Below are 17,902 nucleotides of genomic sequence, written 5' to 3'. Positions count from 1 at the left end.
TAACGTGTTGTATCTGTCTTCTAAAATTGGGTAATTGTTAGTCCGCAATGGAAATAGTGATATTGCTACAGTGGCAATATATTGTGGCACTGTTCCTCTTCAGTTCATCCTTTGGGTCTCCCCGAAACAATTCTACGCCGATATTCATTAATACGGAAAGGAATGGAGGTATTTATTTACGCAAACGTTTGCGGAAAAGGTATCAGGATCAGGGGCTCAGACAAAGAAACGGAGGGCGTAAAAGTGACCGGGAAGACAGGGCTGGCAGAACAATTGATAAATTATAAATAAAACTATATCTTTAGCACCATCTAAGAGACAATTCCCTGAAACGAGGCTAATATTACCGTTCAATCCCTGTACCTAAATCAGCTACCATGCATACACATGCTGACAATGCAATAGCGCAGAAAAGCAGCGCTGTTGCCGGTCATGAATCCCGGACAACTAACAGGAAGGCTGTACATCAGCTCATGAGCGATCGCGACGAAGATGCACTGCAAATGAAGTGGCAGGATATGGCTGATAACAGCGCACAGGTGCGACAGTTAAAACAGCAGCAGCAGATGGCAGATGTGAGTCCACACCAGCTTATACAGAGAAAGCAGATGGATGCTATCAGTAATAGTCCGAAGCTGGCAGCACAACTGCAACAAAAAGCCGCTGTGACAGAAAGAGGGGTGTTACAGGCAAAACCTGTTCCACAGACGGACGGACTGCGGACGGTACATATCAATCATGCAGCGCCTGTACAACGAAGAGAGATCCCGGCGATCAAAATCGACCTGGTTGCGCTGAGAGGAACCGCAATGCCCCCTTTACCACAATGGGCCTCAGCTGCGAGTATTGTAACACGGCAAACGCTGATCACGCAGAAGCGCGCCGAATTAGCCGTATTTATGGGAGAAGTGAACGAGAAAAAAGATGAATATCTGGCTCAGCGCACCTTTGTTCCTGCTATGGAATCTGCACCACATCTCAGAACCAGACTTGCCGCTTTGCCCGGTGAGATCAATAAGTTGAATGCAGATATTGCGGCAGGATCTGCTGCAGAACCGGCAAGGCCTCCGGCGGGAACGGTATGGGGAACAGTTGCTGCTACGCACAGAAGCTGGAAAGCATTGAACGATAATGTGGCAGCGAATACTGCAACCAGAACCGCCAGACAGGCAGAACAGACCAGATCCACTGCCGACTTGCCGGTAGCAGAATTGCTTGAGGCAGCACAACTGGTAAAAGAAAAACTGGACGCCGCGCAGGCATTGCTGGAAGACCGGAAAATGGAAAGGTATTTTGAGGATGTGATCACCAGCGTACAGCCGGTTTGTACAGACTTACACGATGAAGGAACATGGGGAAATGGTCCATCTGCCCTGGGAGTTTTTACATATACATTACCTGATTCTCTAAATGGCATTGATCGCTGTATCGAGCCATTCACAGTGCATATTCATAAACCGCATGCAGGCAAGGTCTTACGCAGAGCACACGTACGTGGTGGTGGAAGATTTAATAATACGATCCTCTATAGCGGAGAACCCGTGGGAGCAGGAGTAATCACAGGTTGGGAAGGACGTGCGCTAAATAAGGTATTTGCTGCACTACCATAAGTTACATCAGGGAGCAGGTGATAGCTCCATGCTCCCTGATGTAATATCAATACTCAATTTACCCTGAACCAATCATAATCCGCAAAGCCGCTATCATTGATCTGTGTATTACGCGTGCAAAAGAGCCCCACCTTCGCTCCTACCCATCTTCCCGGCTGTGCTACAAACGGCTTCCCCGCATCAATAAACTTCATACCATCTGTACTATAACTAAACTGACACACCGCTCCTTTATCTACCTTCACCCGGAACCAACAGGTATTCCCTTCTATCGTCTTCAGCACTTCCTGTTCTTCAGCAGCGCCTTTGTCTGCTTTCAGACAGGACGCATATAACAGTTGCAATTTATTATCCTTCTTCATCAGTGAGATGCCCGCATAGTCAACACCCATAATGATCAGGCCTGTACGCTCTCCTTCCAGTGCAGGATTTGGGGTAAATGTACATTTCGTGGTCACGGTGAAACTATCCGCCGGAAACTTCTGTAACAACAGATTTGGTACCTGCCAGTGATTACGGGAAGAATCAGGCACTTTCGCAGAAAATAAGCGTAACGCCCCTTTCGCCGGGTACATCATCATCCAGGTAGATACCGGATTCGCCTGCCATTGCCATTGCAACCCTAATGTCGCACTATTGAATTCATCTGATTCTGGCGGCGTGATCACCGGCATACCTGCCAGTGGTTTCCGGTAAGTCATCACCGGCTCTCCTTTCCCATCACCATCAGTATCCGCACCTATCACCGGCCAGTCCTTCATCCATTGCATGGGTTGCAGATGTACCACACGCCCATAAGCACCTTTATCCTGAAAATGCAGGAACCAGCTGCTGCCGGAAGGCATATCCACCCAGGCGCCCTGATGCGGACCATTCACCACACTCTTACCCTGGTCCATGACGATCTTCTCTTCATACGGACCATAAATGTTCCTGGACCGTAATACCAGCTGCCAACCGGTACTCACGCCACCTGCCGGCGCAAAAATGTAATAATAACCATTGCGTTTATACAACTTAGGACCTTCCAGTGTCGGGTGTGCGCCATGTCCGTCGAAAACCAGTACCCCTTCATCCGTGACTGCTGTACCGGCTTCATTCATACGATTGAGTGTCAGGATACTTTTGATACCCGCCCGGCTGCCTGCCCAGGCATGTACAAGATAGACCTTGCCGTCGTCATCCCACAGCGGACAGGGATCTATCAACCCCTTACCTTCTTTTACCATCACAGGACCAGACCAGGGTCCCGCCGCATTTTTTGCCTTGATCATGTATATACCGAAATCAGGATCAGGGTAATAGATATAAAATTCTCCTTTATGATAACGGATAGAAGGCGCCCATACCCCATTGCCATGCTGGACCTTGCTGAAATGCACAAAAGGAGGCTGGCGCAGGAGGGCATGTCCCACCAGCTGCCAGTTCACCAGGTCTTTCGACTGCAGAATGGGCAAGCCCGGGGCCGCATTAAAACTGGACGCCGTCATGAAAAACTCATTCCCTGCCCGGCAAACATCCGGATCGGAATAATCGGCATTCAATACAGGATTTTTATAGGAGCCATTTCCGAGATCAGCTACCCGGGAAAGGGAGCGCTGCTGACCATAAAACAGCGTTGGGAGGCACAAACCAGCCAAAATAAATAGCAGCTTTTTCTTCATCTGCAAAGCGTTTTTCATACGTGTAAGAATGACACTAATATAGTATAAAATAAATTATAAGTATATTTACTCACTACGTTATGAAATTTGAAGCAGCCACTATAAAAGATATAGCCATTGCGCTGGGGTTATCCACCTCTACTGTGTCCCGTGCACTGCGGGATAGTCATGAGATCAGTATTGCTACCAAACAGCTGGTACTGGAATATGCCACCCGGATCAATTATCATCCGAATCCTATTGCGCTCAGTCTCAAGGAAAAACGAAGCCGCTCCATCGGGGTGATCGTTGCTGAAATCGCCAACAGCTTTTTCTCCCAGGCCATTAATGGTATTGAGTCCGTCGCAAAGGATAAAGGATATAACGTCATGATCTCCCAGACGCATGAGTCTTTTGACAAGGAAGTGATGACCCTGCAATACCTGGCCTCCCGTTCTATCGACGGACTACTCATCTCCGTATCCAGTGGTACGGAAAATCTGGACCATCTGAAAGCATTACATGAAAGAGGATTTCCGATCGTCTTTTTTGACCGTATCGTAGAAGAGATCCAGACGCATAAGGTGATGGTAGATAATTTCAGGGGTGCTTATGATGCGACCTTACATCTGATCAATAAGGGGTACAAACATATTGCCGTTATCGCCGGACCGGAAAGTTTGTCCATCAGCAGAGAACGTATTGCTGGTTATCGGGAGGCACTGGCCCAGACGAAAGTGAAACCTGGTAAAGCCCTGATCAAATACAGCCGTTATGCCGGTCTGCACCTGCAGGAAGTAGAACAGGCCGTGAGTCAGTTACTGAAACTGCGCCCACGACCTGATGCTATATTCACGGCGTCAGATAAGCTGACCACCAACTGTATGCGGGTATTGAAGAGTAAGGGCATACGCATCCCGCAGGACATTGCCCTGGTGGGATTCTCTAACTCTGATCTGATAGAATTGCTGCATCCACCGCTGACTGTTGTACGACAACCAGCCTTCGAAATGGGACAGATTGCTACGAACCTGCTACTGCAACTGATAGAAAGTAAAAAGCCCGTGAAGGAGTTTGAAAGAAAAATTCTGAATACAAGCCTGATCATACAGGCTTCTTCCTGATACTAGGCCTGTGTTGCAGTCAGCCGTTGTGCCATCTGTACCGTCAGTTCTGCGATCCTGTTGGAAATACCAACTTCATTATCATACCAGGCCACTACCTTCACCAGGTTTCCGATCGTACGCGTCAGACTCGCATCTACGATGGAAGAATGGGTATTACCCAGAATGTCTGCTGATACCAGCGGCTCTTCTGTATATTCCAGTACACCTTTCAGATCATTGTCAGCATGCTGTTTGAACAATGCATTGATCTCTGCTGCGGATGCCGGTTTTACCAGGTTCAGTGACATATCTGCAATCGAACCGTCAATCACCGGTACACGATAAGAGAATCCATCCATCTTACCTTTCAGTCCGGGCAATACATCTCCGATCGCCTTTGCAGCACCTGTCGTCGTTGGTATAATTGACTGCGTAGCTGCACGTGCTCTTCTGTAATCTTTATGCGGTCCATCCTGTAACATCTGGTCCATGGTAAATGCATGCACCGTACTCATATAACCGGAAGCAATACCATATTCCTTATCCAGCAGGTATAATACCGGTGCGATACAGTTCGTCGTACAGGAAGCTGTAGACAGGATCTCATCTTCATCCGTGATCAGGTCATCATTCACACCTGCTACGATCGTCTTCACATTACCTGTTGCCGGTGCTGTGATCAATACTCTGCCCGCGCCCGCAGTAATATGCTGCTGTGCAAGGTCTTTCTGTGTAAAACGGCCGGTAGACTCAATCACAACGTCTATCCCCAGTTCTCCCCATGGCAGTTTTTCCGGAGATCTTTCATTCAGTAAAAGGATCTTCTTCCCGTTTACAACAAGATGTTTATCATCATGTGTAACGGTGCCGGGAAACTTGCCATGTGAAGTATCATATTTCAGCAGGTGCGCGAGCAACCCGATCTCTGTAAGGTCATTAATAGCCACTACCTCCACTCCTTTTTTGTCCTGTAATGCTCTGAGTGTCATTCTGCCGATACGTCCGAATCCATTAATAGCTACTTTCATCGTAAATATATTTTTAGGTGATCAATGAACGGTTTGTAATGATGTTCTGAATGTTCTGCGGTAATCACTGGGCGATACCATCATATGCCGCATAAAAGTGCGCCGCATAGATACAATCCCTCCCAGTCCGCATTTTTCTGCAATCTGCTCCATACTCATGTCGCTGTCCTCCAGGTATTTCCTGGCCATTTCAATCCGCAGCTTTTCTACAAATTTCCCTGGCGTCATACCTGTCTCTTTCAGGAATATCCGGTTGAAGTTGCGCAGACTCATATTACTATGTACTGCCAGTTCTTCCACGCTCAGGTCATCCTGTAGATGCTGCATCATCCAGGGTTGCAGTTTACCGGCAATGGAATTCTCCATCGAATGTACCTGTAACAGTGTACTGAACTGCGACTGATAACCCGTACGTTTCAGGAACAATACCAGCTTACGGGCAGCAGCAAGGGCAACATCTCTTCCATAGTCTTCCTCCACCAGCGCCAGCGCCAGATCAATACCGGATGCTACCCCGCCGGAAGTATACACATTGCCGTCTCTCGTATAGAAAGGATTCGTATCCACTTTGATATCCGGATAACGACGCTGAAAATCCTGACTGAATTCCCAGTGCGTAGTCGCCTGTTTACCATGTAGTATACCTGCCTCTGCCAGCGCATACGTCCCCACACAGACAGAACCCACACGGCGCAGCTTTGGATAGGCTTTTTTTAACCATTCACAGAAACGTTTGCCTGTCTCCTGGTTTCTAATAGAAAAACCGGCTACGATCAGTGTATCTATCGGCCCTTCTACTTCATCCACCTTTACCGGACAAATAATCTCCACCCCACTCTTCGTGGTGAGTTTTTTCGTACTAAGTGGAGAGGCTGTTATAATTTCATATCCGACGTCCTCTTTCCCTACGGTTTCAGAGAGCATCTTGTCGGCAGCTGCAAAGACGTCCAGCGGTCCTGCAATGTCCAGCATATAGGTACCAGGCATAGGTACAATAACGATGAGTTTTTTATGTTTTGGAGACATATAATTGCTTGAACAGGATAAAGGTAACATTGTTTAGGGATGGCACAAATGCCATAAATGATACAATTTGTGCCAAATGGAAGAATAAGTCAATAGCCTACGAAAAGTGTTTATTACTATCAAAAAAAATTCACGATCTATCCGATTAGATTTAAGAATATCTTTTCTATAAGAGATAATCATTAAAGTAATGTCCCAAGACAAGTAGCATATGTCAATTTCAATATTAAAAGAGTACTTTTTAAACCTCAATACGACTATGATATTAGACAAAATGATAGTCTACATATTAAAATGATTACTATCTCGAGATTGCTTACATAGCTTAAAAAGTAGTTTGAGATTAGATTATAATCCAGATCCTTGGCCAAGGTATAGGCTATTCAATAAAATGGAGCAAAATACTATTCTACATTATGTAAATGAATTGAGAAAGAATTTAACATCTCGGCTCAAACCCAACATAGGTTTGCAAATCACTATTTTTAACTGCGGTAATGAAGGTGCAGTATTAATTGTCTATTTTCACGAACAAATACCTTCCTCAGATAATTTTTCAAGTCAATATTCGAAGATATCAGACGTATTAAGTTCCATAAAACAAGATTTTGTTTCAGGCGACCTATCATCTGTAAATTTTAAGGGCACGAATATTATGATGGATCAAAGACGTATCATCCTTATTAAGGATTACAATCATACTGAATGGACCACTGATAAAGCCCAAGAAGATATAAACAAAATTCTACATACACCAACCAAATCAAACCGTATATGAAGCTTGGCTCGTTTGAAGGAACTCCAGAGGAACTTAAAGATATTTGTACGAATCACGGCTTCAATCCGGAAGATTTTTTGAACACAGCACCAAGATACAACCCAAAAGTCTGGGCGTTGCTGTTATTAGTCATTTTATTCGCCATAGTTAATATTTTCATCATGTGCCTTGACCCATCAAAAATTTTGAAAAATTCTCTAATAATAGCCAACTTCATAATCATTATAATGATAACAAGTATGGTTCATTTAAAATTTGAGAAAACGTACGTTACCTTACTTGTTTTTTTTGGTGGTTTAATTGTTTGCTCTGTGAGCTTAGGGTATATGACTCCCAAAGAGGCATTAAAACAAATGCAAACAAAGTTACCCGAAGTAAAAGAATAACGATCAGAACCTCGTCTGTAAATGCACGGTGACATTTATGACATGCCTGTTTAGGTGCTGAGCCTCTCTCTTTTCCTTACCTTCGCCTCATGCAACCCACCTCCTCCTACCTCACCGGCCACCTCCCCGTTCCCCCGGAATGGCAGGAGATCTTTTCCCCTTTCTACTTCGTCCACAACCGCACCTCCACCCCCGTCACAAAGATCCTCTCCCCAACCTTCCAGACCATCCTCATCTTCAACTTCTCCAACCCCGGCCTCTTCTTCATAGAAGAAAACATCCCAATCACCATCGATAAAAGCATGGTCATCGGCCCTATTAAACTCGCCCATCAATACACCATCCCGCCCAACGGAGAAATGCTGGTCGCCAACTTCAAACATGATGCATTCTACCGCTTCTTTGGCAAACACCTCCAGTCTTACACCGACTTCCTCCTCCACCCTGATGAGATCCTGGGGGAACACTGTTTTGCTGCTTTCTGGGATACGCTCAAAGCATTGAACAACATGCAGGAACGTGTAGACGCTATTCTTGATTTCTCCGCAGCCTATCTCCGTGAAAGAGATAAAGGATCGGAAGACATCATCAGTGCCGGCGAAAACGACAGTATTATCAATCCCATTAAAGACATCGCGGACAGACAGGGTCAAAGCGAAAGAAATATCCAGCTAAAACATAAGAAATACCTCGGTTACAGCGCCAAAGAGATGAACCGTTACCAGCGGTTCAAAAAGACCCTGACACGATTACAGGACCAGGCAGAAAGCGGTAATATTGACTGGTTTGAGCTGGTCCATGAAGGTGGATACTATGATCAGAGTCACCTGATTCACGATTTTAGCCACTTTTTAGGCCTTTCTCCGGCCCAATTCCTAAAATTACAGTCAACGGTATGCATTGCTGGCGGACGATCATAATTGGCCCCTAAATTGCCTACATTTGTTTCAGTAAGATAGCACATGAAAGCAATAGTCCTGAAACAGCTCGGCAGTGTCGACAATTTCGCATTGGCAGATACAGATCTCCCGCATATCAACGACAATGAAGTCCTCATAAAGATCACGTCCACGGCCTTCAATCCCATCGATTACCAGATGCGGTCCGGCGCCAACGAAAGCAAACGTATACACTCTCCCATACTAGGCAGGGAATTCTCCGGCGTCATTACCGCTAAAGGACGATCTGTCAGGAACTTTGACATCGGCGATGACGTCTTCTGCGCTTCTGGCAGTATGGGCACCAACGGTACCTATGCTGAATACATCGGCGTACCGCAGCAGATCCTCGCCAAAAAGCCGGCAAATATCAGCTTCGATCAGGCAGCAGCTATGCCGATCAGTGCTCTTACCGCCCTGCAGTGCTGTAACCGCCTCAAGATTTCCACGGAAGAATCCGTGTTTATCAGCGGCGGTGCGGGTGGTGTCGGACTCGTACTGATCAAACTCCTCCTTTCTCAGGGGATCAATAAAATAGTCACTACTGCTGGCAATGAAGACAGCAGACAGCAATTGCTCAACGCCGGACTTTCCACCAGACAGATCATCGATTATAGAGCCGATAACGTCATACCGGCTATTATACAGGCCAATAACAACCAGTTATTCGACTACAGCATCGACCTCGTTGGCCGTAAGATGTCTGAATTGTGCAGCAACCTCGTAAGACTCAACGGCACCTACGTAGATGTGACCAACTTCGCCACCGAAGAAGCCAGGGAAAACCTCTTTAATATCGGCGCCGTAGTCATGAACATCTCCAATTATGCCTATAGTCTGAAAGGTAATTTCTCCTATTACGGCGAACTGCTCGACCGCGTAAAGTCACTGGTCGAAAAAGGCATTATTACCCCTTCCCCTGTCAACGTACTCGGCGACTTCAGCGTAGACACTGTCAGGAAAGCACATACCATGCTGGAAAATAACGAGACCCGGGGACATAAACTGATCATGCGCATCAGCGAATAAAACCCGGCAGGATGAATGGAAACAAACAAATCAGCGCATAGAGAACATTAAAACTAAAAAAAGGGCGCACCAACGCCGTGGAGCGGACGTGTGATGCACCCTGAAATAGAGACATATAGGATATGGATTACTTTTCCGGTGGACAAACCTGCATGAACTCAACAGCACTGCTGGCTTCGTAGGACTGTACGATCCCTGTCGGACAAGGTATCTTATAGTTCCTGTGCATGATCCCTCTGGCAGCATCCCTGTTACCCCATGCCATATTAATATTCTTCCTGATCCATGGCAGGTATTGCGGCTGATTAGCGTCTTTTACCAGTGTCAGCAGATAATGCGCCAGGATGGCCTTTAACACACCCTGTTCATTCCAGTCTCCCTCCGCCGGCAGAATGCCATTCACATCAGACATTTTCTGCTGGGTATAGTCAGCTCCCTTCTTCGCATTATCGAGATAAGATTGCTGACCGGTCGCCTTATACAACATCACCGCAGCACCAATGAAAGTACCCTGGTTATAGGTATAATCAGACCAGCCTTTATTACCTCTGATATTGTTATCAGCTGCACGACCGGTGGTACTGTCAGTAAGATTCGCCAGTGACCAGCTGTACAGATCTTTTGCCTTATCAAGATACGCTGCCTCTTTTGTAATATTATACAAGGTCATGGCTGCTATCACAGTCGGGAAATTGATACAGGAGTTCTTACCTGTATGATTAAAATCCCACCACATACCGCCATGCTCCTTGTCGTAAGACTCCTGGTATACATACTGGAATCCTTCGATAGAACGGTTCAGATACTCCTGGTTGCCCGTGATCTGATGCGCGCGTGCCAGTGAAATGATCCACCACATCATATCATCATAGATAAACCATACTACTTTGTTACTCCAGTTATACTTGTCATAACGATTGTAACCTCCCTGGTACAGGTCGTCGATCATCTTGCGATGTGCAGCATCTCCCGTACGCCTGTAAGTATCCATGATCAGATCCCAGTACACCGCCTGTGTCCAGATGGCGCCGATATCCTTTTTCTCTGTATTGGAATAATACAGTTTGTCCGTCGTACTATAAAAGTACTGATTGAACGTGTTGAATGCAGCCGTCGCATCTTTCGATGTAAAAGATACGGGCGGTAGCACAGGTGGCTCTTCGTTAACCGGCCCCCGTGGGTTGCTCTTGCTGCAGGAAATGCTTACCAGCAAAACCGCAGCTGTCAGCAGACAGGTGAGACGCTTCATAATAGTCGTATATGTTAGCATGATAGAAAACTTTGTAATTACCAACCTGGATTCTGCACTAACTCCTTATCATTGTTAACATCATTGGAAGGAAGCGGGAAGAAATAATGACGTTTGTTGAATACGCGTGTTTCAAACACCACAACATTCAGGAAATTCGGCAGATCGCTGCTGATATTCAGTCCGTACATCGGTCCGTTCTGCGTCTGCTCTCCTATTTTCCAACGACGCACATCAAAGAAACGGTTATTCTCAAATGCCATCTCTACCCTGCGCTCTTTACGGATTGCTTCACGCAGCGCATCCTGTCCTGCAGGTGCCGGCAATGACTCAGAACCATATTGTGGCACCCCTGCTCTCTCACGGATCAGGTTCAGGTATCTCAGTGCTTCTGCACTACCTGGTTCTGATTCATTGAGACATTCTGCATAACTCAGGTACATCTCTGCTAAACGTAACAGGATAACAGAACGGTTGTCTACATCCCATCTGCCGGTACCCATCGCTTTACGCACAATGTAACCGGTTGGAGAATAGTCACCGCCACCGGTCTGTTTACCGGAGTTACCAGTATTATACAGACGTGTGGTGATCTCACCGAAAGAAGTATTCAGCCAGGTGCTGCCATCAAAAGTAATATTTACATAGAAACGTGGTTCCCTGTTTGCCCATTGATTATACACCTCGATCGGATGTGTATCATAAGGGGTCTGGTACTGGGAATAGCCGGTCTTCACATAACCTGACTGCGGATCATCGATGCTTCTGCCATTTTTGGTAAAGAATGCATCTACCATATTCTGCGTAGCGCCTAAACCACCACTGCCTTTTACATCACGGGAGCTTGCACCATTGTGATAAGGAGTCAGTTCATACTGTCTCGGGCCAATAGAGCTACCGGGTCTGGCGAAGATCACCTCTTTATTCCAGTCCTTCAGGATCACGTTACGGCAGGACAGATATGGATCATAGTTACCGTTCGCATCATTCTCTCTGTACAGATCATAAGTCCCTGGAGCAAAAGTACTCAGGAAGCTCTGATAAGCATCCGCAGCTACTTTCCATTTATTAGCATCATACGTCTGACTGATCAGGTGTTTACCATCTTTGTTGACCATATCCGCCAGATCGGTATTACCGTTATATAACGGACTTGCCGCATACATCAGTGCATTTGCACGGAAAGCCATCGCTACACCTTTGGTGATACGGCCATAGTCTTCCGTTCTGCCCTGTACAGTTGGCAGGTCTGCTGCCGCCTTTTCCAGTTCGCTGCTGATAAATGCCACACACTCATCAAAAGAGCTACGTGGTAACTGGATATTCATATCCACAGAAGGCACCTGATCGCCCAGGATCACTACTGGTCCATAAATACGGATCAGGTAGAAATAATACATCGCTCTCAGTGCTCTCGCTTCTGCTTTATATCTTTTGATGAGATCGGGTGACAGATCCGTGATCTTATCTGCATTTTCCATGAATACGCTGGCGCCACGGATACCACGGTAAAAGTTACGCCAGTAGTCACCTACAAAACCGGAATTCGCATCCCAGTTACCTATATTAATGTCATTGGATCTTACAAACCCCCATACAAAATCTGCTTCATCAGAACCGCCGGTCCATACCCCGCGGTTGCTTTCAGAACCTGCATCACGCTGACCGTATTCATCCGGTACACGACGGTATACGTCGGCCAGGAAACGCTCTGCGGTCGACCAGGTTCTGAAAGTTTCTTCAATAGTAAGCCTGTCATCCGGTACCTGATCCAGGTACTTTGAGCAGGATGTGGACATGAGTGCCAAAACGAGGAATGTATATACTAGCTTTTTCATGATCAGTTTCTTATAACGTTAGAATTTCAGATTCATACCCAGAGAAATAGTTCTGATGTTCGGATAAGCGGAACCATTGTCGGTGTTCAGCTCAGGATCCCACAGTTTGAATTTGCTGAAAGTAAGCAGGTTGATACCCTGCAGATAAACAGATGCCGCGCGGATACCGGTTCTGCCCATCATTGACGCAGGGAAGTTATATGCCAGTTGCGCAGACTTAAGACGTACAAAGCTTACATCTTTGATCCACCAGGAACTTGCCTGTGTATTGTTATTGTTCTCCGCTTCTCCATAAGCCAGTCTAGGGTAGAACGCATTTGGATTCGGATTGTCTACCGTCCATCTGTCTGTAGCGATCGCATAAGCATTGGTTACACCGCCACCACCATTAAATGGAATGATCGCAGAACCTCTCAGCATCCTGTCTGCATCTGAAATACCCTGGAATAATAAACCAAAGCTGAAGCCTTTGTAACCCAGGTCAAATCCAAAACCATACACCGTGCTAGGTACATCGCCACGACCGATCTTCGTTACATCATAACTGTTGATGATACCATCACCGTTCAGGTCTTTATACTTGATATCTCCTGGCTTCACTTTAGATTTATCACCTGGTACTGCACTCTTATTTACTTCATCTTCACTTGCAAATAATCCTTCCGCGATGTAACCATAACGCGCCAGTACGTTGTTACCTCTGTGCTCCATCCATGGATAGTTCTGTGGTGGACGGTCATCTTCGATCAGCTTATCTTTTGTATAGGTAATGTTACCTCTCAGTTTTAAATCTACCGCACCAAAGCGTGTAGTATATTCCAGGGTCGCGTCAAAACCTTTGTTATCTACGATACCCAGGTTAGCATAAGGCTGATTTTCCAGCCCCATAAAATCTACGCTTGAAGCACGCTGCAGGAAGATACCGGTACGGTGCTCCTTAAACAGGTCTACGATCACAGACAACTGATCATTCAGTGTACGGAACTCGATACCCAGATCCTGTTTATTAGACACAGACCATTTTACATTCGTTGCATAACGGTTGATATTGATACCACCTACAAACTGTGGCACCTGACCATACTTATAAGCATCGTTGTAAGTATTCAGATTCGTGATATACAGGAATCGGTCGCCTGCGCTACCCAAACCGGTATTACCATTGGAATAACGGAATTTCAGGAAGTTGATCGCATGTTTCAATGGTTCAAAGAATTTCTCTTCCGATGCGATCCAGCCTATGCCTACTGCAGGGAAGAAACCAAAACGGTTACCAGGTGCAAACAGTTCGGAACCGTTGTAACCTGCGTTCAGTTCAACGAAATATTTATCTGAGTAAGAATAGGTCACTCTGCCTGCAAGACCCAGTGAACGCTCAGGAATGGAGCTGATGAAATCTCCTGCCAGTGCGTTGGTTCTATCGCTGGAATAGAACAGCGCAAGACCACCTACACGGTGTTTACCAAAGCTCCTGTCATAGTTCAGAGACGCCTCTGTATAGAACTTACGGCTGGTCTGACGGCTGCCAGGACTATTATCAAATCCCAGGTACTGATTACCAGTATATGTCTTCACCAGGTTCAGCGAACCATCCGGTTTGTAAGGATTGGTCTGGTCAGGGTAATAGGTATCCTCTCTCTTTGAACGGATGATGTTGTTCTGGTTGTAGGAATCAAATGCGAACATCACGCTGGCTTTCAAACCCTGGGTCAGTGCGTCCATATCCTGGGTGGCCCTGATGTTGGAATAAAGCTGATTGCGGAATTCGTTGGTATAACCTCTGCGGGTGAGGTCTGCATAAGGGTTACGGAAACCTCCGTTGGATGATTGGCCGGGTACGAAACCGCCTGGATACATAATCGGATATGCAACAGGAGCTGCATCCATTGCACTCTGGAAGATGTCTCCGGATGATATGCCTGGATAGTTACCATTGGAAAAATATCCCTGTAAACCTACATCCAGTTTCGTTGTTTTAGTGACACGCAGATTCAGGTTACTGGTAAAGTTATACCTGTTGTACTTCAGCGATGAATTGTACTTCGCCAGGTCGTCTGTCTTCAGGAAACCTGATTCATTGTAATAACCCAGTGACACATAATACTGTGCATTCTCCACACCACCGCTGGCATTCAGGTTCGTGCTGCGGGTATGACCATATTTATTGAACACAGCATCCATCCAGTCTACATTCGGATACAGCAAAGGATCTTTTCCGCTGATAGTATTCTGGATATATTCTTCAGAGTATTTAGGATTCTGATTACGGGTGGTCAGCGCCTCATTAGCAAGACGCATGTAAGAGATACCATCCAGCATTTCCGGACGACGGGTAAATGTATTTACACCCTCATTATAATCCAGATAGATCTGTGGTTTACCTACTTTACCTGTTTTGGTTTTGATGAGAATAACGCCATTCGCACCACGCACACCATATACTGCTGTACCGGCAGCATCTTTCAGTACGGTGAATGATTCAACATCTTCCGGAGAAATGTTATTGATAGAACGTTCCACACCATCTACCAATACCAGCGGACCAGCATTGTTACCATTACCAAAAGTGGAAATACCACGGATCCACAGATCGGCAGCGCCTCTTCCCGGTTCACCGGAACGTTGTACACCTACCACACCGGCGATACGACCAGCCAGCATAGTACTGATGTTAGCGGTAGGTTGTTTGAATTCCGCAGGCTTAATTTCAGACTGCGCACCTACCAGACTTACCCTGCGCTGCGTACCGAAACCTACAACGGCCACTTCACCAAGGGACTTGCTCGCTATTTTCATATGTACCTCTACACTTGTCTGTGTACCGACAGTAACAGCAGCTGTTTCATAACCGATAAAGCTGAAGCCGATCACTGCATCACGTGATTGTACGATCAGTTTAAATTTACCGTCTGCACCGGTGGATGTCATCGTGCTGGTACCGCGTACAGCTACGCTTACACCAGGCATTGGATTACCGCTTTCATCCTTCACCACACCTGACACTACTATGTCTTCGCGGGTGCTCTTAGGAGCGATCGCTGACGCGTTGTTATTAGCCTTGCTGATAACAACAACATTATTAACTTCTTCAAAACCTAATTGCTTATTGCGCAGCAGCTGCTCCAGTACGACGTCCAGTCTTTCATTGGAGAAAGAACAGTCGGCTATAGGAAATGATCTTAACAGTTGTTTGTCGTAGGCAAAAGCAACTTTGGTGGAGGAGTGCAGGTCTTGTATCGCTGACTCCAATGAACCGCTTTTCAGACGGATCGTAACGTTGGTTTCTTTCAGGATTTGCCCTTTACCTGCATATACAGGCAGGAAAAGAGACGCACTGAGTACTAGGAAGACGATGGACAAAGCCCGTCTTCTGAAGGTCGTGGCAATTTTTTTCATACGTAGTTTAGGCATTAGAGTGTTACGTTAGTTGGAACTTCCGTCACAGTGGTTGCTTACAGTTTTTGCTTTGTGATTTTTGCTGATGCTGATGGCATTTTATTCATACAGTGCGACCTCGTGGCTGGTCACTTTAATTTTCAGATGGTGGATGGCTGCCAGTACTTCCGCGGCTTTCACAGGTTCCATATCGGTCGACAGTTCGGTGGTATACCGCGTCTCCCGTACACGCTGTACTGTTGTTGTCAGGGTAATGCCGTAGTTCTTCTGCATCAGGACAACCATATCGTCAAAGGAGGCGTCATTCAGCACTAATGTGCCCTGCTGCCATCCCAGCAGACTGTTATCCAGCGCATCTACAGAAACGGTCCCCTTGTGTCGGTCATAAGTCAGCGCTTCATTTTTTACCAATACATCGGCCTGGTTGTTTTCTCTCGCTACGCTTACTTTACCGTCAGTTACGGCTACGCTCATCTTGTTCAGGGCTTTATAGGCGCTGACATTAAAAGAGGTACCCAGTACCGTCGTGGTCAGCGGACCGCTCTCCACAATAAATGGTACATCCGGGTTCCCTTTTACATCAAAAAAGACCTCCCCATCAACGATGTCCAGTCTTCTCTCCCGATCCATATTTTCAGGTATACGGACGGTAGAACCGGCATTCAGCATCAGGCGGGAGCCATCTGCCAGCTGGATGGTCTTTTTCTGACCAATAGCAGTGGTGACAGTGGTATAGGCTGGCCCGGACGACTTCCTGGTCAGGAAATAGCCCGTCAGCCCTCCTGCAAGCAGTAAAGCGGCCGCTGCAGCCGCAGCCAGATTTCTTTTCAGATAATGTACCTTGCGGGTATGGATCTCTGGTTGAAGCTTACGCCAGATCTCCTGCCGGATCTGCTCTTCTTCCGTGGAATTCAAAGATGTTACAGGCTCATTGTCAAAGGATTGATACCAATTTTCAATAACGTGGTTTTCCTTTTCCTTCGCCTGCCCCAACAGATATTGCCGGAGTATGCGTTTCAGTTTCTCAGTTTCCAAAATGTGGACGTTTTAATAGCTTATCCGGAAAAAAGGGGTTTGGTACTAGTCTCCTGAAAAAAAAAATTTCCAGCGCTAAAAAAGAGGTAGAAAATGGTCTGTCTATAGTCTGACTATAGTCATCTAACATTAGTGCTTCGTTCAAAAGCCAGCACTATCGGAGAGTAACTATAGTCAGACTATAGAACAGCATACACACTATTGAATATCAATGATTTGAAGATAACAACAGCATTATTTCAGATGGCAGAAAATATAAGCCACAATAAAGGCCCAGTCGCCTGAAGAACTGTTTTTCAGTGAAGTACGCATCCTACGCAGGGCTTCGGTCAGTTGATTTTTGACCGTTTGTTCAGAAAGGTTCAGTTTACGGGCTATCTCAGCAATGGAAAGATCTTCTTCCCGGCTCATCCGGAAGATCTGTTGCATACGGGCGGGCAGCTGACCGACGGCCGCGGCAATATTGGCGGTCAGTTCTTTTGTTTCCAGTCTGTCAGTGGATTCCTGACTATCCAGCACGTCAAAGAGGGCCAGTTTTTTGATTTCTGCTGTACTAAAGGCATAGTGACTGATCACCCGGTATTTGATAGCGGCATGCAGATATTTTGCGAATTCCCCCTCCTTAAATACAGGTATCTCCTGGCGTCTGCGCCAAAGGCTAAGCATCACCTCCTGTACAAGGTCTTTTGCATCATCTGCGTCGACCCGCTGGCAGGCCCTGGTATAGAGAGATTTCCAGTAACGGTTGTACAGGGTCTCGAAAGCAGCGGTATCATCTCCTTTAAGCAGCTGTAGCAAGTCCCCATCACTGATATGCGTTTCGAACATCTTGAACTTCGT

The 17,902-nt window shown here is 46.3% G+C and carries 13 protein-coding genes; 5 read left to right on the top strand and 8 right to left on the bottom strand.

Annotated features, from left to right (window positions below):
* Window positions 1–377: 377 nt before the first annotated feature.
* Window positions 378–1,610 (top strand): hypothetical protein, encoded by a 1,233-nt coding sequence (locus BMZ72_RS29485; RefSeq protein WP_089813922.1) that lies wholly within the window; start codon window positions 378–380, stop codon window positions 1,608–1,610.
* Window positions 1,611–1,663: 53 nt separating this feature from the next.
* Here BMZ72_RS29485 and BMZ72_RS29480 read toward each other — a convergent pair whose 3' ends face one another.
* Complete coding sequence (locus BMZ72_RS29480; protein ID WP_255373328.1) at window positions 1,664–3,292, bottom strand: glycoside hydrolase family 43 protein; 1,629 nt, start codon at window positions 3,290–3,292, stop codon at window positions 1,664–1,666.
* Window positions 3,293–3,354: 62 nt separating this feature from the next.
* Between BMZ72_RS29480 and BMZ72_RS29475 the strand changes: the two genes are divergently transcribed.
* On the top strand, window positions 3,355–4,377 hold the full coding sequence (locus BMZ72_RS29475) for a LacI family DNA-binding transcriptional regulator (RefSeq protein ID WP_089813918.1): 1,023 nt from the start codon (window positions 3,355–3,357) through the stop codon (window positions 4,375–4,377).
* Between the two features lie 2 nt (window positions 4,378–4,379).
* On the opposite strand, the gene gap is transcribed toward BMZ72_RS29475, so the two are convergent.
* Window positions 4,380–5,387: a type I glyceraldehyde-3-phosphate dehydrogenase gene (gene gap, locus BMZ72_RS29470; RefSeq protein WP_089813916.1), complete on the bottom strand. Its 1,008-nt coding sequence runs from the start codon at window positions 5,385–5,387 to the stop codon at window positions 4,380–4,382.
* A 21-nt stretch (window positions 5,388–5,408) separates the two neighbouring features.
* Window positions 5,409–6,413, bottom strand: a complete 1,005-nt coding sequence (locus BMZ72_RS29465) for a GlxA family transcriptional regulator (protein ID WP_255373327.1) — start codon at window positions 6,411–6,413, stop codon at window positions 5,409–5,411.
* A gap of 774 nt (window positions 6,414–7,187) precedes the next feature.
* Between BMZ72_RS29465 and BMZ72_RS29455 the strand changes: the two genes are divergently transcribed.
* The 3 genes from BMZ72_RS29455 to BMZ72_RS29445 all read left to right on the top strand — a co-directional run bounded on the left by BMZ72_RS29455 (window position 7,188) and on the right by BMZ72_RS29445 (window position 9,544).
* Window positions 7,188–7,577, top strand: coding sequence for a hypothetical protein (locus tag BMZ72_RS29455; protein ID WP_089813910.1), 390 nt, complete (start codon window positions 7,188–7,190; stop codon window positions 7,575–7,577).
* 89 nt (window positions 7,578–7,666) lie between these two features.
* On the top strand, window positions 7,667–8,497 hold the full coding sequence (locus BMZ72_RS29450; RefSeq protein ID WP_089813907.1) for a helix-turn-helix domain-containing protein: 831 nt from the start codon (window positions 7,667–7,669) through the stop codon (window positions 8,495–8,497).
* 42 nt (window positions 8,498–8,539) lie between these two features.
* Window positions 8,540–9,544 carry an NADP-dependent oxidoreductase gene (locus BMZ72_RS29445; RefSeq protein ID WP_089813905.1) on the top strand — a complete coding sequence of 335 codons (1,005 nt, stop codon included), beginning with the start codon at window positions 8,540–8,542 and terminating at the stop codon, window positions 9,542–9,544.
* A 127-nt stretch (window positions 9,545–9,671) separates the two neighbouring features.
* On the opposite strand, the gene BMZ72_RS29440 is transcribed toward BMZ72_RS29445, so the two are convergent.
* From BMZ72_RS29440 to BMZ72_RS29420, 5 genes are all read right to left on the bottom strand, one after another.
* Entirely contained in the window at window positions 9,672–10,793 is a 1,122-nt protein-coding gene (locus BMZ72_RS29440) for a glycoside hydrolase family 76 protein (RefSeq protein ID WP_255373326.1), read from the bottom strand.
* Window positions 10,794–10,831: 38 nt separating this feature from the next.
* A complete protein-coding gene (locus BMZ72_RS29435; protein WP_089813901.1) occupies window positions 10,832–12,631 on the bottom strand; it encodes a RagB/SusD family nutrient uptake outer membrane protein in 1,800 nt (599 codons plus the stop codon).
* A gap of 18 nt (window positions 12,632–12,649) precedes the next feature.
* Entirely contained in the window at window positions 12,650–16,027 is a 3,378-nt protein-coding gene (locus tag BMZ72_RS29430; RefSeq protein WP_255373325.1) for a TonB-dependent receptor, read from the bottom strand.
* Window positions 16,028–16,126: 99 nt separating this feature from the next.
* Window positions 16,127–17,062 carry a FecR family protein gene (locus BMZ72_RS29425; RefSeq protein ID WP_089813897.1) on the bottom strand — a complete coding sequence of 312 codons (936 nt, stop codon included), beginning with the start codon at window positions 17,060–17,062 and terminating at the stop codon, window positions 16,127–16,129.
* A gap of 234 nt (window positions 17,063–17,296) precedes the next feature.
* Window positions 17,297–17,890, bottom strand: coding sequence for an RNA polymerase sigma factor (locus BMZ72_RS29420; protein ID WP_089813895.1), 594 nt, complete (start codon window positions 17,888–17,890; stop codon window positions 17,297–17,299).
* Between the last annotated feature and the right edge of the window lie 12 nt (window positions 17,891–17,902).

Source organism: Chitinophaga sp. YR627 (genome assembly GCF_900114995.1).
Lineage (GTDB): Bacteria > Bacteroidota > Bacteroidia > Chitinophagales > Chitinophagaceae > Chitinophaga.
The sequence above is the reverse complement of the archived record's forward strand: the minus strand, read 5'-3'. Positions and strand labels throughout refer to the sequence as shown.

What these genes read in the sequence shown, in the direction of transcription:
- BMZ72_RS29485 (WP_089813922.1), top strand. Translation starts at nt 378, where the DNA reads ATGCATACACATGCTGACAATGCAATAGCGCAGAAAAGCAGCGCTGTT.
- BMZ72_RS29480 (WP_255373328.1), bottom strand. Translation starts at nt 3,292, where the DNA reads ATGAAAAACGCTTTGCAGATGAAGAAAAAGCTGCTATTTATTTTGGCT.
- BMZ72_RS29475 (WP_089813918.1), top strand. Translation starts at nt 3,355, where the DNA reads ATGAAATTTGAAGCAGCCACTATAAAAGATATAGCCATTGCGCTGGGG.
- gap (WP_089813916.1), bottom strand. Translation starts at nt 5,387, where the DNA reads ATGAAAGTAGCTATTAATGGATTCGGACGTATCGGCAGAATGACACTC.
- BMZ72_RS29465 (WP_255373327.1), bottom strand. Translation starts at nt 6,413, where the DNA reads ATGTCTCCAAAACATAAAAAACTCATCGTTATTGTACCTATGCCTGGT.
- BMZ72_RS29455 (WP_089813910.1), top strand. Translation starts at nt 7,188, where the DNA reads ATGAAGCTTGGCTCGTTTGAAGGAACTCCAGAGGAACTTAAAGATATT.
- BMZ72_RS29450 (WP_089813907.1), top strand. Translation starts at nt 7,667, where the DNA reads ATGCAACCCACCTCCTCCTACCTCACCGGCCACCTCCCCGTTCCCCCG.
- BMZ72_RS29445 (WP_089813905.1), top strand. Translation starts at nt 8,540, where the DNA reads ATGAAAGCAATAGTCCTGAAACAGCTCGGCAGTGTCGACAATTTCGCA.
- BMZ72_RS29440 (WP_255373326.1), bottom strand. Translation starts at nt 10,793, where the DNA reads ATGAAGCGTCTCACCTGTCTGCTGACAGCTGCGGTTTTGCTGGTAAGC.
- BMZ72_RS29435 (WP_089813901.1), bottom strand. Translation starts at nt 12,631, where the DNA reads ATGAAAAAGCTAGTATATACATTCCTCGTTTTGGCACTCATGTCCACA.
- BMZ72_RS29430 (WP_255373325.1), bottom strand. Translation starts at nt 16,027, where the DNA reads ATGAAAAAAATTGCCACGACCTTCAGAAGACGGGCTTTGTCCATCGTC.
- BMZ72_RS29420 (WP_089813895.1), bottom strand. Translation starts at nt 17,890, where the DNA reads ATGTTCGAAACGCATATCAGTGATGGGGACTTGCTACAGCTGCTTAAA.